Here is a 15,106-nt window from a genome sequence, read left to right on the forward strand (position 1 = left end):
CCGTCACCAGTTGCGGAATTGGCTCGGCGGCCGGTACAGGCCGCCTGACGAGAGGGCGAGATCCTTGATGGAGCGGGCGGCGAGCAGGCTACGGTCCGCGTCGAGGGGGTCGATGCCGAGATCTTCCGGCCTGCGAATCACGCCGCGCTCGCGCAGGCGCGCCACCATGCCGGCATCGCGCCGGCGCCCGATCTCCGTGTAGCCGGCCACCCCCCGAATCGCCTGCTCGCGCTCGTCGACGTTGCGGCACAGCAGGAGATTGGCGATGCCCTCCTCGGTGACGATGTGGGTGACATCGTCGCCGTAGACCATCACGGGCGCGAGCGGCAGATCGAGCGTCTCGGCGAGCGCGAGGGCATCGAGCCGCTCGACGAACAGGGGTACGTTGGCATCCCCGAATGTCTCGCCGATCTGCACCACGAGCTTGCGGCCCCGGCGCAAGGGGGCGGGCGTATCGGGATCGGCCTCCGCACCGGCCTTGAGCCAGGGCACGCTCGGATGGCGCCGGCCGCGTGGGTCGGACCCCATGTTGGGCGCCCCACCGAAGCCCGCGATGCGGTTGGTGGTGACCGTCGAGCTGTGACCCGAGAGATCGATCTGCAGGGTCGAGCCGATGAAGAGGTCGCAGGCATAGAGGCCCGCGGTCTGGCAGAAGGCCCGGTTGGAGCGTAGCGACCCATCCGAGCCCGTGAAGTAGATGTCTGGCCGGGCGGCGATGTAATCGTCCATCCCGACTTCCGAACCGAAGCAGTGGATCTGCTCGACCCAACCGGCCTCTATGGCGGGGATCAGGGTCGGGTGCGGGTTCAGCGCCCAGTGGGTGCAGATCTGTCCGCGCAGACCGAGCGCTTCGCCGTAGGTCGGCAGCAGCAGCTCGATGGCGGCGGTGTTGAAGCCGATGCCGTGGTTGAGTCGGCGAATGCCGTAGGGCGCGTAGAGGCCCTTGATCGCCAGCATCGCCGTGAGGATCTGGGTCTCGGTGATGGCAGCGGGATCGCGGGTGAACAGGGGCTCGACGTAGAACGGCTTGCCCGCGTCGACCACGAAATGGACCCGGTCGCCGGGGATGTCGACGCGGGGCACCCGGTCGACGATCTGGCCGACCTGCGCCACCACGAGGCCGTCCTTGAAGCTCGTGGCCTCGACGACGGTGGGCGTGTCCTCGGTGTTGGGGCCGGTGTAGAGATTTCCGTCGCGGTCGGCGCTGACTGCCGCGATCAGGGCGACCTGCGGCGTCAGGTCGATGAAGTAGCGCGCGAAGAGCTCGAGGTAGGTGTGAACCGCACCGAGGGCGATCTGTCCGCCGTAGAGCATCCGGGCGATGCGCGCCGCCTGCGGGCCGGAATACGAATAGTCGAGCCGACGCGCGATCCCCTTCTCGAACACGTCGAGATGGGACGGGAGAACGATGCCCGACTGCACCATGTGGAGGTCGTGGATCACCCCCGGGTCGACCTCGGCCAGGGCGTCGGCCAGGACGTCGGCCTGCTTCTGGTTGTCGCCTTCGAGGCACACCCTGTCCCCCGGTCGGAGGACCGCTTCGAGGAAGGGCGCGAGATCGGACAGGGCGACGACCTTGCCGCGCGCGAAGGGGGCGCCGGCCGCGATGCGCGCCGCGCGGGCACTCCCTTGCGTCGCCCAGTCCCTCATGGTCGGCCTCCGTGAAGCGGATAGCTAATATGCAATCATGCAGCTCTTTGTATGCAATTGGCAAGGCAGTGCATACGGGACTGGGCGGCTCTCGCACAATGTGGCCGCTGACTGCGCGTTTCCGCCGCATTCATCGAACCTTCAACCTATCCCTGTCTCATTCCCGTGCGGATTCGATGCGACGCACGGTGTTGTCGGACCTCAGGGTCCGAACGCATCACGGAGACGGGAGCGGCTCTCGCAGACCAGCCGAGAGAAGCGACCCGTAGCGCGATTCAACAGGTGGCAACCGCGAAACCCCGAGGCGCACGCCCGCATGGAGGCGATACCTCGGGGGCTCGCGCTCAAGCGACCGGCCGCGCGCCTGCAAGCATGAGGGGGATCGACACGTGTTGAATGAGAAGCTCATCGCACCCGAGACCGGTGAGGACGCATCCGGTCAGGCGAGCGTCCACCGGGCGGTCGCGCGCACATTGCCCGTCGTCTCCACATCGGGCGACGCCGTGGCCGACCTGCGCGAAGCGATCCTCGCCAAGCTCGCCTACGCCATCGGCAAGACCCCGCAGAACGCCCGCGAACGCGACTGGTTCGCCGCGACCGCCCTGGCACTGCGCGACCGGATCGTCGATGCCTGTATGGCGAACGGTGAATCCGTGCCGAACAAGCGGGTCTACTACCTCTCCCTCGAATTCCTCATCGGCCGTCTGCTGTCGGACGCGATGAACAATCTCGGCCTCGTCGAGACAACGCGCGCGGCCTTGCGCGACCTCGGCGTCGACCTCGACACCGTCGAGGGCGCCGAACCCGACGCGGCCCTGGGCAATGGCGGCCTCGGGCGCCTCGCCGCCTGCTTCATGGAAAGCATGGCGAGCCTCTCGATCCCGGCCATCGGCTACGGCATCCGGTACGACCACGGCCTGTTCCGGCAATCCCTGGAGGATGGCTGGCAGAAGGAAGCCCCGGAGACCTGGCTCGCCGAGGGCAACCCTTGGGAATTCGTCCGCCCGGAGGCGACCTACACCATCGGGTTCGGTGGCCATGTCACCATGTCGGCCGTGTCCGAGGGCGTGATTCGCCGTCACTGGCACCCGGCCGAGACGGTCCAGGCGGTGGCCCACGACGTGCCGGTGGTGGGCTGGCGCGGGCGCCACGTGAACACCCTGCGCCTTTGGAAGGCCGAAGCGGAAGCGCCCGTCGAGCTCGCACGCTTCAATGGCGGCGACCATATCGGCGCCGTGGCCGCGCGGTCCCGGGCCGAGGCGATCTCACGGGTGCTGTATCCGAGCGATTCGTCGGATTCCGGCCAGGAACTGCGCCTGCGCCAGGAGTACTTCTTCACCTCCGCGTCCCTGCAGGATCTCGTGCGCCGGCACGCGGCCGAGCGCGGCGATCTCCGCACCCTGCCCGACCACGCCGCGATCCAGCTCAACGACACCCATCCGGCCATCGCCGTGCCGGAGCTGATGCGCCTGCTCCTGGAGGATCATGGCTTCAACTGGGAAGACGCCTGGCACGTCACCACCAACACGCTCGGCTACACCAACCACACCCTGCTGCCCGAGGCCTTGGAAACGTGGTCCGTCGAGCTGATGGAGCGCGTGCTGCCGCGTCACATGCAGATCATCTACCTCATCAACTGGATGCACCTCGAGGAGCAGGGCCGGCACGGCCGAGCGGATGCGGCGCAGCTCGCCTCCGTGTCCCTCATCGAGGAGGCCAACGGCAAGCGTGTGCGCATGGGTCACCTCGCCTTCCTCGGCGCGCGGCGGGTCAACGGGGTCTCGGCCCTGCACACGGACCTCATGCGCTCGACGGTCTTCAAGGATCTGCACGCCCTCGATACGGACAAGATCGTCAACAAGACCAACGGCATCACTTTCCGCCGCTGGCTGCACAACTGCAATCCGGAACTGACGCGCCTCGCCGTCGAAGCCGTGGGCGCCGGCGTCCTCGACAATCCCGAGCTGCTGACCGGGCTCGCCGACCACGCTTCGGACACCAGCTTCCAGGACCGCTACCGGTCCATGCGCCGCGCCCGCAAGGAGGCGCTGGCCCGGGTGGTGGTCGAGCGCACGGGCGTCACCATCGATCCGTCGAGCCTGTTCGACGTACAGATCAAGCGCATCCACGAGTACAAGCGCCAACTTCTCAACGTCATCGAGACGGTGGCACTCTATCAGGCGATCAAGGCCGAGCCGCACCGGGACTGGACGCCCCGGGTCAAGATCTTCGGCGGCAAGGCCGCGCCGAGCTACGTCCAGGCCAAGCTGATCATCAAGCTCGCCTGCGACGTCGCCCGGGTGGTCAACGACGATCCCGATGTCGCCGGGCGCCTCAAGGTGGTGTTCCTGCCGAACTATTCGGTGTCTCTGGCCGAGGCGATCATCCCGGCAGCCGACCTGTCGGAGCAGATCTCCACCGCCGGCATGGAAGCGTCCGGCACCGGCAACATGAAGCTCGCGTTGAACGGTGCCCTCACCATCGGCACCCTCGACGGCGCGAACATCGAGATCCGCGACCATGTCGGTGCGGACAACATCTTCATCTTCGGCCTCGACGCGGCTGGGGTGCAAGCCCGCATGAACGAGCCGGACTACGCCGGGGCCGCCATCGCCGCCTCGCCGCGCCTCGCGGCCGCCCTCGACCTCATCGGGACGGGTGGATTCTCGCCCGACGATCCCGCTCGGTTCCGGCCCATCGTGGACAGCCTCGTCCACGACGACCGCTACCTGCTGACCGTCGATTTCGAGGATTACTGGCGCGCCCAGCGGGCCGTCGACACGGCCTGGAACGATCCGGCCGCGTGGTGGCGCTCGGCCATCCTCAACACGGCCCGGATGGCCTGGTTCTCGTCCGACCGCTCCATGCGCGAATACGCCGCCGAGATCTGGCGCGTTCGGGTCGCCTGACGCTCAGGCATCCGATCTTCCTTAGAACAGGACACCCCGGCCGATCCCCATCGGCCGGGGTATCGTCACTTCGCAGATCTCAGTGTGCGGTCCCGAACGCCGCATGCAGCAGGGTATGCTGCGCGGCGACGGGGCTCGCGATCGCGACAGGCGCCGGACGCTCGTCGGTGATCAGCCCATCGAGGTGGAGGATGCGGGCATGCATCCGGCGCGAGCGCACGATGAGGTCCTGCAGACGGGCCGGCAGGATCCCGAAGACGTCCGCCTTGAACGGATCGGGGGTGGCGAGGCGCACCCGGGTCTTCTCTTCCAAGGCCTCGTTGGGCGTCAGCTCGCCCTCGGCGACGGCGCGCTGCACCAGGAGCCAGGACGCGATCTGCATGAGGCGGGTGGTCAGCCGCATGGTCTCGCTGGCGTAGCTGAGGGTGCCGTCCCGCGACATCAGGCGCGACTCGTCGCGGCCCTCGCCATCGAGATAGGCCGCCGCCTCCTCCACCATGGTCATGCCTTCGCGAAACAGCGTCTTGAAGGCATCGGAGCCCACATAGGTATCACCGAAACTGACCCAGTCCCGCTCGTCCCGAATCGTGACGTCGAATCCGTTCATCGTGCCTCCCGTGCGGCGCTTCGTCGGTCCATCGTCCCGATCGGGGACAATCCCGCCGCTTTCATTCGATGGTCCGCAATGCTAACGCCGCGAACGAGCGAGCGCCTCTTTCACCTAAAGTTAACCTTAACTTGAGCGCGCGCAGGCAGCCTGTTCCACGGCCTTCGATCCGCCGATGCGCGTTGACTCGGCGCCGGCCATCCGCCATAAGCCGCGCCATCGCGACGCGGCGCCCTTCTGGGCGCTCTTCGCGCTTGCAGACACATTCTGGACGAGTGACGGGGCCTGCACTGGCGGTGAAGCCTGCGGCACCCATCCTTGGCCATCGGAGATCGTGCCGTGAAGAGAACCTATCAGCCCAGCAAGCTCGTGCGTAAGCGTCGCCATGGGTTCCGTGCCCGCATGGCGACCGCCGGTGGCCGCAAGGTCATCGCCGCCCGCCGCGCCCACGGCCGCAAGAAGCTGTCGGCCTGAGAGCGACTGGGGTGCCGTGCCGCCTTCGGGCGGCCGGTCCTGTCTGAACCCGGTCTTATGACCTTGGCCTCCGGCCACGAGATCGGATTGGCCGTGGCGACGATCGGACGGCTCAGGCAACGCTCGGACTTCCTGACCGCGGCGAGCGGACGACGCTTCCACACGGAGCGCTTCTCCGCCCAGGGCCGACTGCGCAGCGAGTCTGTGCAGAAGTCCGGCGAGGAACCCGCCGCAGTGGCCGAAGGCCTGCGCATCGGCTTCACCATCACGAAGCGGGTCGGGCACGCCACGGAGCGCAACCGCATCCGGCGGCGTCTTCGCGCGGCCCTGCGCGCGGCGGAAGACGTCTTGCCGAGTCCGGCGGCCGACGTGGTGCTCATCGCTCGGCGCCCGGCTCTGTCCGCCGCGTTCGAGACTCTGATCGAAGACCTGCGCCGCGCCGTACCCATCGTGACCAAGCCGCAGACGCGCAAGGATTCGGCTGGCGAGGCGGCAGTCCGCTCCAGCCCCCGGCGTGGTCGGGGCAAGCCTGCATCCGACAAGCCGACATCCGACCGGCCGGCGTCTGGCGCTGACTCCACGATGCCGCTATTGGCCTCTGGTCCCGGGGCTGACGCCTCGCAGGGCCGCGCCACGGCGCCCTCCCCCATTCCCAACGCATGCGACGGACCGACCGATGGGTAATGACAAGACGAACATGATCGTCGCGATCGCCCTGTCGCTGGCGGTCCTGCTCGGCTGGAACTACTTCATCGCCGCCCCGCGCGTCGAGCAGCAGCGTCAGGCGACCCTCCAAGCCCAAGCGCTCCAGGGCAAGGCGGCGACCTCGGCCGACGGCGTACCGAGCCCGAGCCCGAAGGAAGGCGGCCCGGCCGCCCCCGTGCCCGGGACCCTTCCGGGTGCCACCGGCAACGGCCAAGGCGCTGTCGAGCCCCGCGAGGCGGTGATCGCCCGCTCGCCCCGCGTGACCATCGACACGCCGGCACTCGCCGGCTCCATCGCCCTCAAGGGTGGCCGCATCGACGACGTCCTCCTCAAGAACTACCACGAGACCGTGGACGACAAGAGCCCGCGCATCGTGCTGCTCTCCCCCACCGGCACGGCCAATCCCTATTACGGCGAATTCGGCTGGGTCGGCCAGAATGCCGGCCCGCTACCCGGCGGCGACACGGTCTGGACCGCCGACGCCACCACCCTGTCGGTCGGCAAGCCCGTCACCCTGAGCTTCGACAACGGCGCCGGCCTGGTCTTCCGCCGCATCATCGCCGTGGACGACAAGTTCATGTTCACGGTCCGCGACGAGGTCGAGAACAAGGGTGCGGCCGCCGTCAGCCTGTACCCGTACGGCCTCGTCTCGCGCTGGGGCAAGCCGACGACGCAGGGCTACTACGTGCTCCACGAGGGCATGATCGGCGTGCTCGGCGCCGAGGGCCTGCAGGAATACACCTACGACCACCTCGCCAAGGAGCCGGTGCTCGGCAACGTCGCCACCAAGGGCAAGGCCTGGACCGGCGTCACCGGTGGCTTCGTCGGCATCACCGACAAGTACTGGGCCGCGGCAGCGATCCCCGATCAGGCGGCGCCATACACCGGCAGCTTCACCGAGCGCACGGACGGCGCCACCAAGGTCTATCAGGCGAGCGTGCTCGGCGGCGTGCGCGTCGTCGATCCCGGCGCCACGGCGACGGCGACCCAGCAGCTCTTCGCCGGGGCCAAGGAAGTCAACACCATCAACGGCTACCAAAAGGACCTCGGCATCGAGAAGTTCGATCTGATGATCGACTGGGGCTGGTTCCACTTCATCACCAAGCCGATGTTCCGGGCGCTGGACTTCTTCTTCCACCTGTTCGGGAATTTCGGCGTCGCGATCCTGGTCGTGACCCTGTGCCTGAAGCTCCTGTTCCTGCCCATCGCCAACAAGTCCTACCAGTCCATGGCCAAGATGAAGGCCGTACAGCCCGAGATGGCCTCCATCCGCGAACGCTACGGCGACGACAAGCTGAAGCAGCAGCAGGCGATGATGGAGCTGTACAAGAAGGAGAAGATCAATCCGGTCGCCGGCTGCTGGCCGGTGCTGATCCAGATTCCGGTGTTCTTCGCCCTCTACAAGGTGCTGTTCATCACCATCGAGATGCGGCACGCGCCGTTCTTCGGCTGGATCCAGGATCTGGCCGCGCCCGATCCGACGAGCTTCCTCAACCTGTTCGGTCTGCTCCCCTACGCGGCGCCGGACATCGTCCACCTCGGCATTTGGCCCATCATCATGGGCATCACGATGTTCATCCAGATGAAGATGAACCCCGCGCCGCCGGACCCGGTCCAGGCGCAGATCTTCACCTTCATGCCGATCGTGTTCACGTTCATGCTCGGCTCTTTCCCGGCCGGCTTGGTGATCTACTGGGCCTGGAACAACACCCTCTCGGTGATTCAGCAATACGTCATCATGCGCCGCAACGGCGTGAAGGTGGAGTTGTGGGACAACCTCTCGGGGATGTTCAAGAAGAAGCCCGCCGACAAGAACGCGCCGGCCAAAAGCTGATCTTTTCGAAAGACGCCGGTCCGACACGAACCGGACCGGCGCCTTCACGGCTCGCCCTCTCCCCGTCGGTCCTCCCTGTCCTGCGACGGGGAGGACCGTCCTGTTTCTCGCGTGTCGGCTCTCGAATGGCGGATACGCCCGCCCCGATCGGTCCCGACCCATGTCTCAATCAGAATCCCAGACCGAAGCCGACGCCGCGCTCCTCGAATCCGGCCGCCTCCTGTTCGCCGGCGCCGCCGACTTCCTCTCCTCCGCCCCCACCGTGGTGGCCCTGCCGCCCATGAAGGGCGTCGAGATCGCCTTCGCGGGGCGCTCCAACGTCGGTAAGTCGAGCCTCGTCAACGCACTCACCGGCCGCAACACCCTGGCGCGGACCTCGCACACGCCCGGCCGCACCCAGCAGCTCAACTTCTTCGACATCGGCGGCCGCCTGACCCTCGTCGACATGCCGGGCTACGGCTACGCGGCGGTGGAGAAGACCAAGGTCGAGGCCTGGACCGACCTCATCCACGATTACCTGAAAGGTCGGGCCAACCTCGCCCGGGTGTTCATGCTCATCGACTCGCGCCACGGCCTGAAAAGCATCGACACCGACGTCCTCGACGGCCTCGATCAGGCCGCCGTGAGCTATCAGGTGGTGCTGACCAAGGGCGACGCCCTGAAGAAGTCCGAGATCGAGGCGCGCATCGAGAAGACCCGTGAAGCCCTGTCGAAGCGCCCGGCCGCCTATCCGGAGATCCTGATCACCTCGAGCCGCGACGATCGCGGCGTGCCGGAACTGCGCGCCAGCGTCGCCCGCCTGCTCAAGGAGCGCGGCGCATGACCCTGCCCGACCGCATCCTCATGGCGCTGGGCGCCCTCGCCGGCCTCCTCGGGGTCGCGGCAAGCGCGAGGGCGGCCCACGGGGCCGGGGCCGACAGCCTGAAGACGGCCGCGCAGTTCCTGTTGTTCCACGCCCCCGCCCTCCTCGGACTGGTGGCTTTGGCCGCCACGGGCGCGACGCACCGTCTCCTCACCCGGCTCGCCGCCGCCGCCCTCGTCGTGGGCCTGGCCCTGTTCTCCGGCGACCTCGCCCTGCGGGCGCTCCACGGCACGCCGCTGTTTGCCATGGCCGCGCCCACGGGCGGGGTCCTGCTCATGGGCGGATGGCTGCTGGCCGCCGTGGCGGCGTTCGTGCCGGTTCGGGGCCGGTCGTGAACCGGCAACGCCTCGCGCGACGGTCGACCCAATGAGCATCGTCTTCAACGAACAGACCAAACTCCTGGCGACTGCGCTCAACACGGCGGCGACATCCTGCTTCACCGTCGGGATCGCAACGCCCGTGGCCGGCTACATCTACAATGTCAGCAATCTGCAGGTGACGTTGAAACCGCTTGCTCTGATGCTGGGGATTGCCGGTTGGCTTACCGCTGCGACCATCCTACATCTGTTGGCGAGGCGTACGCTGAAGGAGCTTACCCCATGACGGACCTTGCCATCCTCGCATTCGTCGTCACGCCCGCCATCGTCGTCGTGATGGGATATGTCGCCGTCCGCCTGCACGAGGCCGCAGGTCGTCGTCAGGCGCGTGATCCGGTTCCGACATCGAACCGCGCCGCCGGCCAGCAGGCACGATAGAAACTCGAGAACTACCCGACCAACGGCGGCAATTGCGGCGTCGCTCCGTCCGGCAGGGCCGTCCGGGCCATGTTCATGCTCATGGCGAGCAACGTGTAGTAGCCGTTGATCCCCGCCATCTCGATGGCGCCCTGCTCGCCGAAGGCCTCGACGACGCGGGCGTAGGTGGTGTCGCTCACCGCCTTGTCGTGGTGAAGCTCCATCGAGAAAGCGTAGACCAACGCCTCTTCCCGACCCATCGCATCGGGACGCCGCCCCTCTTGGATCGCCGCGACGAGGGCCGGATCGAGCCCGGCCTTTACGGCGATGGGCGCATGGATGTGCCACTCCAGCTGCTGGGTCCATTCCCGCGCCGTGATCAGGATGATCAGTTCCGACAGATGCAGGGGCAGCACGCTGCGGTAGCGCAGGTGCAGCCCCATGGTGTTGGCGTTGGTCATCAGTTCGGGACTGCGCAGGAGCGGCACGAACGGCCCGAAGACCGGTCCCTTGCGTGCCACGCGAAACGCCTCCGACGCTGCCTTCTGGGCGTCGGTGAGTTGCTCGACCGGAAGTTCCGGCATGCGGTCGGGGTTGGACATCACGCAGCCTACGGCATCACGGGCGGGTGGTAGGTCAGGGTGAAGGCCAATGCCCAGAGCAGGAACAGCACCACCGGGAGGTGGATGATGAGTTGCAGGAAGCTGAAGCCGACGATGTCGCGGGCCTTCAGGCCGAGGATGCCGAGCAGCGGCAGCATCCAGAACGGATTGATGAGGTTCGGCAGGGCTTCCGCCGCGTTGTAGACCATCACCGCCCAGCCGAGATGGACCTGAAGTTCGTTGGCCGCCTGCATCACGTAGGGCGCTTCCAGGAGCCACTTTCCCCCGCCGGACGGCACGAAGAAGCCGAGCACCGCGGAGTAGACGCCCATGGAGATGGGGAAGCTGCCCGTGGTGTTCAGGCTCACGAACGCGTGGGTGATGACGTCGGACACGGACGTGCCGGCCCCGTTCTTCGGCCCCGTGAGCATGGCGCTGATGGCGGCATAGAACGGAAACTGGATCAGGACGGCGGCGGTGGCCGGCACGGCCTTGCCGACGGACCTCAGGAAGTTCTTCGGCCGCCAGTGCAGGAGCAGTCCGAGGGTGAGGAACAGGAAGTTGTAGGTGTTGAGGCTCGAGATCGCGGTGATCCAGGATTGCCGGGCGAATTCCTGCACGAGCCAGCCGACCGCCAGCACCGCGAGGAGCAGGGTCAGGATCGGCGAATGCTCCAGCCACTCGCTCGGCTGGCTCGGACGCGTGGTGTCGGGCTTTTCGCGCGAGACATCGACGCCCATGGATTCCGCGGTGACGGCATTGGCCGGCCCGGGTGCCGAGACGTAGGCGATGATGATGGAGATCACGAATAGGATCACGGCGATCAGCATCGACTGCCACAGGAAGATCGTCTCGCTGAACGGGATCACGCCCGTGATGGCGAGGAGGTTCTTCGGCAGGCTCGCCGGGTTCGCCTGAAGCTGGGCCGCGGACGAACTGAGGCCCATGGCCCAGGTGGCACCGAGCCCCAGATAGGCGGCGGCACCCGCCGCGCGGTAATCCATCTTCAGCTCCGTGCGCCGCGCCAGCGCCCGAGCGAGGAGGCCGCCAAAGATCAGGCTCAGGCCCCAGCTGAGGAACGACGACAGCATGGTGGCCGCCGCCACCAGACCGACGGCGCCGCGACCGGATTTCGGAATCGCCGCAAGGCGGTCGATCAGAGCCTGCACCGGAGGGGCGGTGGCCACGACGTAGCCGCCGATGGTGACGAAGGCCATCTGCATGGTGAAGGGGATCAGGCTCCAGAACCCGTCGCCGAAGCTTTTCGCGATGGCCGCCGGCGGGGCGCCGTTGGCCAGCGCGCCGAGCGCCACGATCACCACCGCGATGGCGACGAAGACGAACGCATCCGGAAACCACTTTTCCGCCCAAGCGGTGAAGCGGATCCCCAAGCGGGACAGCGCCCCCTCGGTGGCCGGGTCCCCCGTCGGGCCGGCGGGCGGGCGGGATGTGTTCGACATGGGCGGAATTCCGTGGCGTTCGGAGCGGTGGCCGCATCTTGCGCAAACCACCGCTACGCTCAAGCGGGCGTCACCGGTGATGAACACGTTCGGCCCGAGATGTCAGACGATCGCTCCGATCTTTGCGGTTCCTTCAAGATTGGAGGCCGAACATCGCTCGTGTGCAGCTTGGACCCGGGGCAATCGCCTCGGACGACGGGGGCGCCGGACCAGGGGGATGTGTTGGCCAAAGCTTCTCAGGGCATCGATCTCGACCGCCTGATGGCGACCCGGCGTGGACCGCCTCCGTCCGTTCGTGACCTGACGACGGGAAACGATGCGGCACGGCCCGTTCCATCCGGCGGCCGCGCATTCGGCAGCGGAAGGGCGTGGCTCGCCGCGGCGTTGATCAACGTCGGCATCGTGCTCGTCGTGGCGCTGGGAGTGGTTCTCGGGCCGCCCCTCCTCGAATGTCGTCGCCAGGCCGAAATCGGCTTCTTCGCCGGCGACAGCTTCCGGGGATGCCTCCACAAGGCGGCGACCCAGCGTCTCGCTCGCCTGGAAAGCCAACTCCGAATGGCCGTACGCGATTCGGGTCACTGACGCGGTTCGATTTCCAGCGCGCGAAACCGCTTGAAACGAACCCGCGACGGGACTAACTAAAGCGCATCAGTTCTGGTTGCAGTCTTGAGGCTGCGGTTCGGGAGTGGGCCCCACCGGGTCCGCTCTTTTTTATTGCCGCAAGCCCAGCGCCACCGGATCCCTTCGACCAAGGCCGGACTTTAAGCGCAGCATGGCGGACTCTCCCGAAAAACGTCTGATCACCGAGACCGGCGTCGCCGCGCGCGTCGTCCAGGTCATCGAGGCTTCCATCGAAGGCTTGGGCTTTCGGGTGGTGCGGGTGCGGGTCTCGAGCGCCAACGGCTGCACGGTGCAGATCATGGCCGAGCGGCCGGACGGCACCATGTCGGTGGACGATTGCGAGGCGGTGAGCCGGGCGATCTCGCCGCTCCTCGACCTCGATGACCCCATCGGCAAGCCGTACTACCTCGAGATCTCCTCGCCGGGCATCGACCGTCCCCTGGTGCGGGCCGTCGATTTCGAGCGCTGGGCCGGCTACGAGGCAAAGATCGAGCTCGCCGTGCCCCTCGAGGGTCGCAAGCGGTTCCGTGGGATCATCCGCACGCCCAATCCAGACGGACTCACGGTGCCCATCGACCTGCCCGACGTGAAGGAAGGCCTGCCGAGCCGGATCGATCTGCCCTTGCGCGATCTCGGCGATGCCTATCTCGTCCTGACGGACGATCTGGTGCGTGAGTCCCTGCGCCGGGGCGGTGGCCCGCCGCCGATGCTGGACGACGAGGACGAGGACGAGGACGGCCCCGAGGCCGAGCCGGCGCCCCCCCTTAAGAAGAAGATTTCACGGCCGCTTAAGCCGAAGGCTTCGGCCCGGCCCAAGCCCGAGAAGATCGAAACCGAAGCGAGCCTCGCCATCAAGGCCCAGAACAAGGCCAAGCCCATCCGTACCAAGGCGGTCCGGGTGAAGGATGACGGCAAGCTTCACTAGAAACGCCCGGATCGCGCTCGAACGCGCGACGCGATCACGAAAAAACCACGACGAAGAGAAGGACGAAAACCGATGGCCGTCGTCAGCGCCAACAGGCTCGAACTCCTGCAGATCGCCGAAGCAGTCGCGCGCGAAAAGGTGATCGACCGCTCCATCGTCATAGACGCCATGGAGGAGGCCATCGCCAAGGCGGCCCGCTCGCGCTACGGCGCCGAGACGGACGTGCATGCCGAGATCGATCCGAAGACCGGCGCGCTCCGCCTGTCACGTCACCTCGTGGTGGTGGATCAGGTCGAGAACGACGCCCGCGAGGTCACCCTCGATCAGGCCCGCCGCTACAACCCCGGCGCCCTCGTGGGCGACGTGATCTCCGACACCCTGCCGCCCTTCGATTTCGGCCGCGTCGCCGCCCAGTCGGCCAAGCAGGTCATCGTCCAGAAGGTACGCGACGCCGAGCGCGACCGTCAGTTCGACGAGTACAAGGACCGCATCGGCGAGGTCGTGAACGGCCTCGTGAAGCGCGTCGAGTACGGCAACGTCATCGTCGATCTCGGACGCGGCGAGGGCATCGTCCGCCGCGACGAGATGATTCCGCGCGAGACCTTCCGCCCCGGCGACCGAATCCGCTCCTACCTGTTCGACGTGCGCCGCGAGGTGCGTGGGCCGCAGATCTTCCTGTCGCGCTCGCATCCGCAGTTCATGGCCAAGCTCTTCGGCCAGGAGGTTCCGGAGATCTACGACGGTATCGTCGAGGTGAAGGCGGTGGCCCGCGATCCGGGCTCGCGCGCCAAGATCGCGGTGATCTCGCGCGATGGCTCCATCGATCCGGTCGGCGCCTGCGTCGGCATGCGCGGTTCGCGCGTCCAGGCCGTCGTCGGCGAGCTTCAAGGTGAGAAGATCGACATCATTCCGTGGTCCGAGGATCAGGCCACCTTCATCGTCAATGCGCTCCAGCCGGCCGAGGTCGTGAAGGTGGTGCTCGACGAGGAGGCCGACCGCATCGAGGTGGTGGTGCCGGACGACCAGCTTTCCCTGGCCATCGGACGCCGCGGCCAGAACGTGCGCCTCGCCTCGCAGCTCACCGGCTGGGATATCGACATCCTCACCGAGGCCGAGGAGTCGGAGCGCCGCCAGAAAGAGTTCGCCGAGCGCACCGCCATCTTCATGGAAGCCCTCGACGTCGACGAGACCGTCGGTCAGCTGCTGGCGGCCGAAGGGTTCCGCAACGTCGAGGAGATCGCCTACGTCGAACCCGGCGAACTCGCCAACATCCAGGGCCTCGACGAGGAAAGCGGCACCGAGATCCAGGCGCGTGCGCAGGACCACCTCGCCCGGATCGAATCGGAATTCGACGCCAAGCGCCAGGAGCTCGGCGTGCAGGACGAATTGCGCGAGATCGACGGCATCACCACCCCCATGCTGGTGGCGCTCGGTGAGAACGACGTGAAGACCATCGAGGATCTCGCCGGCTGCGCCACGGACGATCTCGTCGGCTACACCGAGGGGCGCGGCCCCGAGGCGACGCGCCACGCCGGCTATCTCGATGGGTTCGAGGTGTCCCGCACGGAAGCCGAGGCCATGGTGATGGCGGCCCGCGTGCATGCCGGCTGGATCGAGGCGCCGACGGAAGCCGCCGAAGCGGACGGTGCGGCCGAGGATGCCGAGGCGCCTGCCACCGCCTGATCGCCGACACCTGAACATCGAGCGGAGGGAACCGGCGAGC

Annotated in this window: 15 protein-coding genes; 11 read left to right on the forward strand and 4 right to left on the reverse strand. The window is 67.3% G+C overall.

Annotated features, from left to right (window positions below):
- Positions 1-3: 3 nt before the first annotated feature.
- Positions 4-1,650: a malonate decarboxylase subunit alpha gene (gene mdcA / locus ASF27_RS00555; protein ID WP_056265932.1), complete on the reverse strand. Its 1,647-nt coding sequence runs from the start codon at positions 1,648-1,650 to the stop codon at positions 4-6.
- 473 nt (positions 1,651-2,123) lie between these two features.
- On the opposite strand from mdcA, the gene ASF27_RS00560 reads away from it, so the two are divergent.
- Entirely contained in the window at positions 2,124-4,559 is a 2,436-nt protein-coding gene (locus ASF27_RS00560; protein ID WP_244474311.1) for a glycogen/starch/alpha-glucan phosphorylase, read from the forward strand.
- A 79-nt stretch (positions 4,560-4,638) separates the two neighbouring features.
- Here the strand turns inward: ASF27_RS00560 and ASF27_RS00565 are convergent, their stop codons facing one another.
- On the reverse strand, positions 4,639-5,166 hold the full coding sequence (locus ASF27_RS00565) for a DUF1465 family protein (protein WP_056356948.1): 528 nt from the start codon (positions 5,164-5,166) through the stop codon (positions 4,639-4,641).
- Between the two features lie 339 nt (positions 5,167-5,505).
- On the opposite strand from ASF27_RS00565, the gene rpmH reads away from it, so the two are divergent.
- From rpmH to ASF27_RS21950, 7 genes are all read left to right on the forward strand, one after another.
- On the forward strand, positions 5,506-5,640 hold the full coding sequence (gene rpmH, locus ASF27_RS00570) for a 50S ribosomal protein L34 (protein WP_055947927.1): 135 nt from the start codon (positions 5,506-5,508) through the stop codon (positions 5,638-5,640).
- Positions 5,641-5,733: 93 nt separating this feature from the next.
- The gene (gene rnpA / locus ASF27_RS00575; protein WP_082478783.1) at positions 5,734-6,324 is read left to right on the forward strand and encodes a ribonuclease P protein component; all 591 of its coding nucleotides are present in this window, start codon (positions 5,734-5,736) and stop codon (positions 6,322-6,324) included.
- Positions 6,317-8,179: a membrane protein insertase YidC gene (gene yidC, locus ASF27_RS00580; protein ID WP_056302645.1), complete on the forward strand. Its 1,863-nt coding sequence runs from the start codon at positions 6,317-6,319 to the stop codon at positions 8,177-8,179. The genes rnpA and yidC overlap by 8 nt, the downstream gene beginning before the upstream one ends.
- Before the next feature lie 160 nt (positions 8,180-8,339).
- A complete protein-coding gene (yihA, locus tag ASF27_RS00585; protein ID WP_056171716.1) occupies positions 8,340-9,002 on the forward strand; it encodes a ribosome biogenesis GTP-binding protein YihA/YsxC in 663 nt (220 codons plus the stop codon).
- Positions 8,999-9,376 carry a DUF423 domain-containing protein gene (locus tag ASF27_RS00590; protein WP_056356954.1) on the forward strand — a complete coding sequence of 126 codons (378 nt, stop codon included), beginning with the start codon at positions 8,999-9,001 and terminating at the stop codon, positions 9,374-9,376. The genes yihA and ASF27_RS00590 overlap by 4 nt, the downstream gene beginning before the upstream one ends.
- Positions 9,377-9,407: 31 nt before the next feature.
- Positions 9,408-9,644: a hypothetical protein gene (locus ASF27_RS00595; protein ID WP_056171720.1), complete on the forward strand. Its 237-nt coding sequence runs from the start codon at positions 9,408-9,410 to the stop codon at positions 9,642-9,644.
- The gene (locus ASF27_RS21950; protein WP_156467409.1) at positions 9,641-9,796 is read left to right on the forward strand and encodes a hypothetical protein; all 156 of its coding nucleotides are present in this window, start codon (positions 9,641-9,643) and stop codon (positions 9,794-9,796) included. Before ASF27_RS00595 ends, ASF27_RS21950 begins: the two co-directional genes overlap by 4 nt.
- Before the next feature lie 11 nt (positions 9,797-9,807).
- On the opposite strand, the gene ASF27_RS00600 is transcribed toward ASF27_RS21950, so the two are convergent.
- Positions 9,808-10,377, reverse strand: coding sequence for a hypothetical protein (locus ASF27_RS00600; protein ID WP_056356957.1), 570 nt, complete (start codon positions 10,375-10,377; stop codon positions 9,808-9,810).
- A gap of 8 nt (positions 10,378-10,385) precedes the next feature.
- Complete coding sequence (locus ASF27_RS00605) at positions 10,386-11,837, reverse strand: TIGR00366 family protein (protein ID WP_056356960.1); 1,452 nt, start codon at positions 11,835-11,837, stop codon at positions 10,386-10,388.
- Between the two features lie 12 nt (positions 11,838-11,849).
- Here ASF27_RS00605 and ASF27_RS21955 point away from each other — a divergent pair, with 12 nt between their 5' ends.
- From ASF27_RS21955 to nusA, 3 genes are all read left to right on the forward strand, one after another.
- A complete protein-coding gene (locus ASF27_RS21955; protein WP_156467410.1) occupies positions 11,850-12,419 on the forward strand; it encodes a hypothetical protein in 570 nt (189 codons plus the stop codon).
- Positions 12,420-12,609: 190 nt separating this feature from the next.
- Positions 12,610-13,383, forward strand: a complete 774-nt coding sequence (rimP, locus tag ASF27_RS00615) for a ribosome maturation factor RimP (RefSeq protein ID WP_056356965.1) — start codon at positions 12,610-12,612, stop codon at positions 13,381-13,383.
- A 72-nt stretch (positions 13,384-13,455) separates the two neighbouring features.
- Positions 13,456-15,066, forward strand: coding sequence for a transcription termination factor NusA (gene nusA, locus ASF27_RS00620; protein WP_056171732.1), 1,611 nt, complete (start codon positions 13,456-13,458; stop codon positions 15,064-15,066).
- Positions 15,067-15,106: the final 40 nt, after the last annotated feature.

The organism is Methylobacterium sp. Leaf102 (assembly GCF_001422425.1).
Taxonomy (GTDB): Bacteria; Pseudomonadota; Alphaproteobacteria; order Rhizobiales; family Beijerinckiaceae; genus Methylobacterium.

What these genes read in the sequence shown, in the direction of transcription:
- ASF27_RS00605 (WP_056356960.1), bottom strand. Translation starts at nt 11,837, where the DNA reads ATGTCGAACACATCCCGCCCGCCCGCCGGCCCGACGGGGGACCCGGCC.
- rimP (WP_056356965.1), top strand. Translation starts at nt 12,610, where the DNA reads ATGGCGGACTCTCCCGAAAAACGTCTGATCACCGAGACCGGCGTCGCC.
- ASF27_RS21950 (WP_156467409.1), top strand. Translation starts at nt 9,641, where the DNA reads ATGACGGACCTTGCCATCCTCGCATTCGTCGTCACGCCCGCCATCGTC.
- yidC (WP_056302645.1), top strand. Translation starts at nt 6,317, where the DNA reads ATGGGTAATGACAAGACGAACATGATCGTCGCGATCGCCCTGTCGCTG.
- ASF27_RS00565 (WP_056356948.1), bottom strand. Translation starts at nt 5,166, where the DNA reads ATGAACGGATTCGACGTCACGATTCGGGACGAGCGGGACTGGGTCAGT.
- nusA (WP_056171732.1), top strand. Translation starts at nt 13,456, where the DNA reads ATGGCCGTCGTCAGCGCCAACAGGCTCGAACTCCTGCAGATCGCCGAA.
- ASF27_RS00595 (WP_056171720.1), top strand. Translation starts at nt 9,408, where the DNA reads ATGAGCATCGTCTTCAACGAACAGACCAAACTCCTGGCGACTGCGCTC.
- ASF27_RS00590 (WP_056356954.1), top strand. Translation starts at nt 8,999, where the DNA reads ATGACCCTGCCCGACCGCATCCTCATGGCGCTGGGCGCCCTCGCCGGC.
- ASF27_RS00600 (WP_056356957.1), bottom strand. Translation starts at nt 10,377, where the DNA reads ATGTCCAACCCCGACCGCATGCCGGAACTTCCGGTCGAGCAACTCACC.
- mdcA (WP_056265932.1), bottom strand. Translation starts at nt 1,650, where the DNA reads ATGAGGGACTGGGCGACGCAAGGGAGTGCCCGCGCGGCGCGCATCGCG.
- yihA (WP_056171716.1), top strand. Translation starts at nt 8,340, where the DNA reads ATGTCTCAATCAGAATCCCAGACCGAAGCCGACGCCGCGCTCCTCGAA.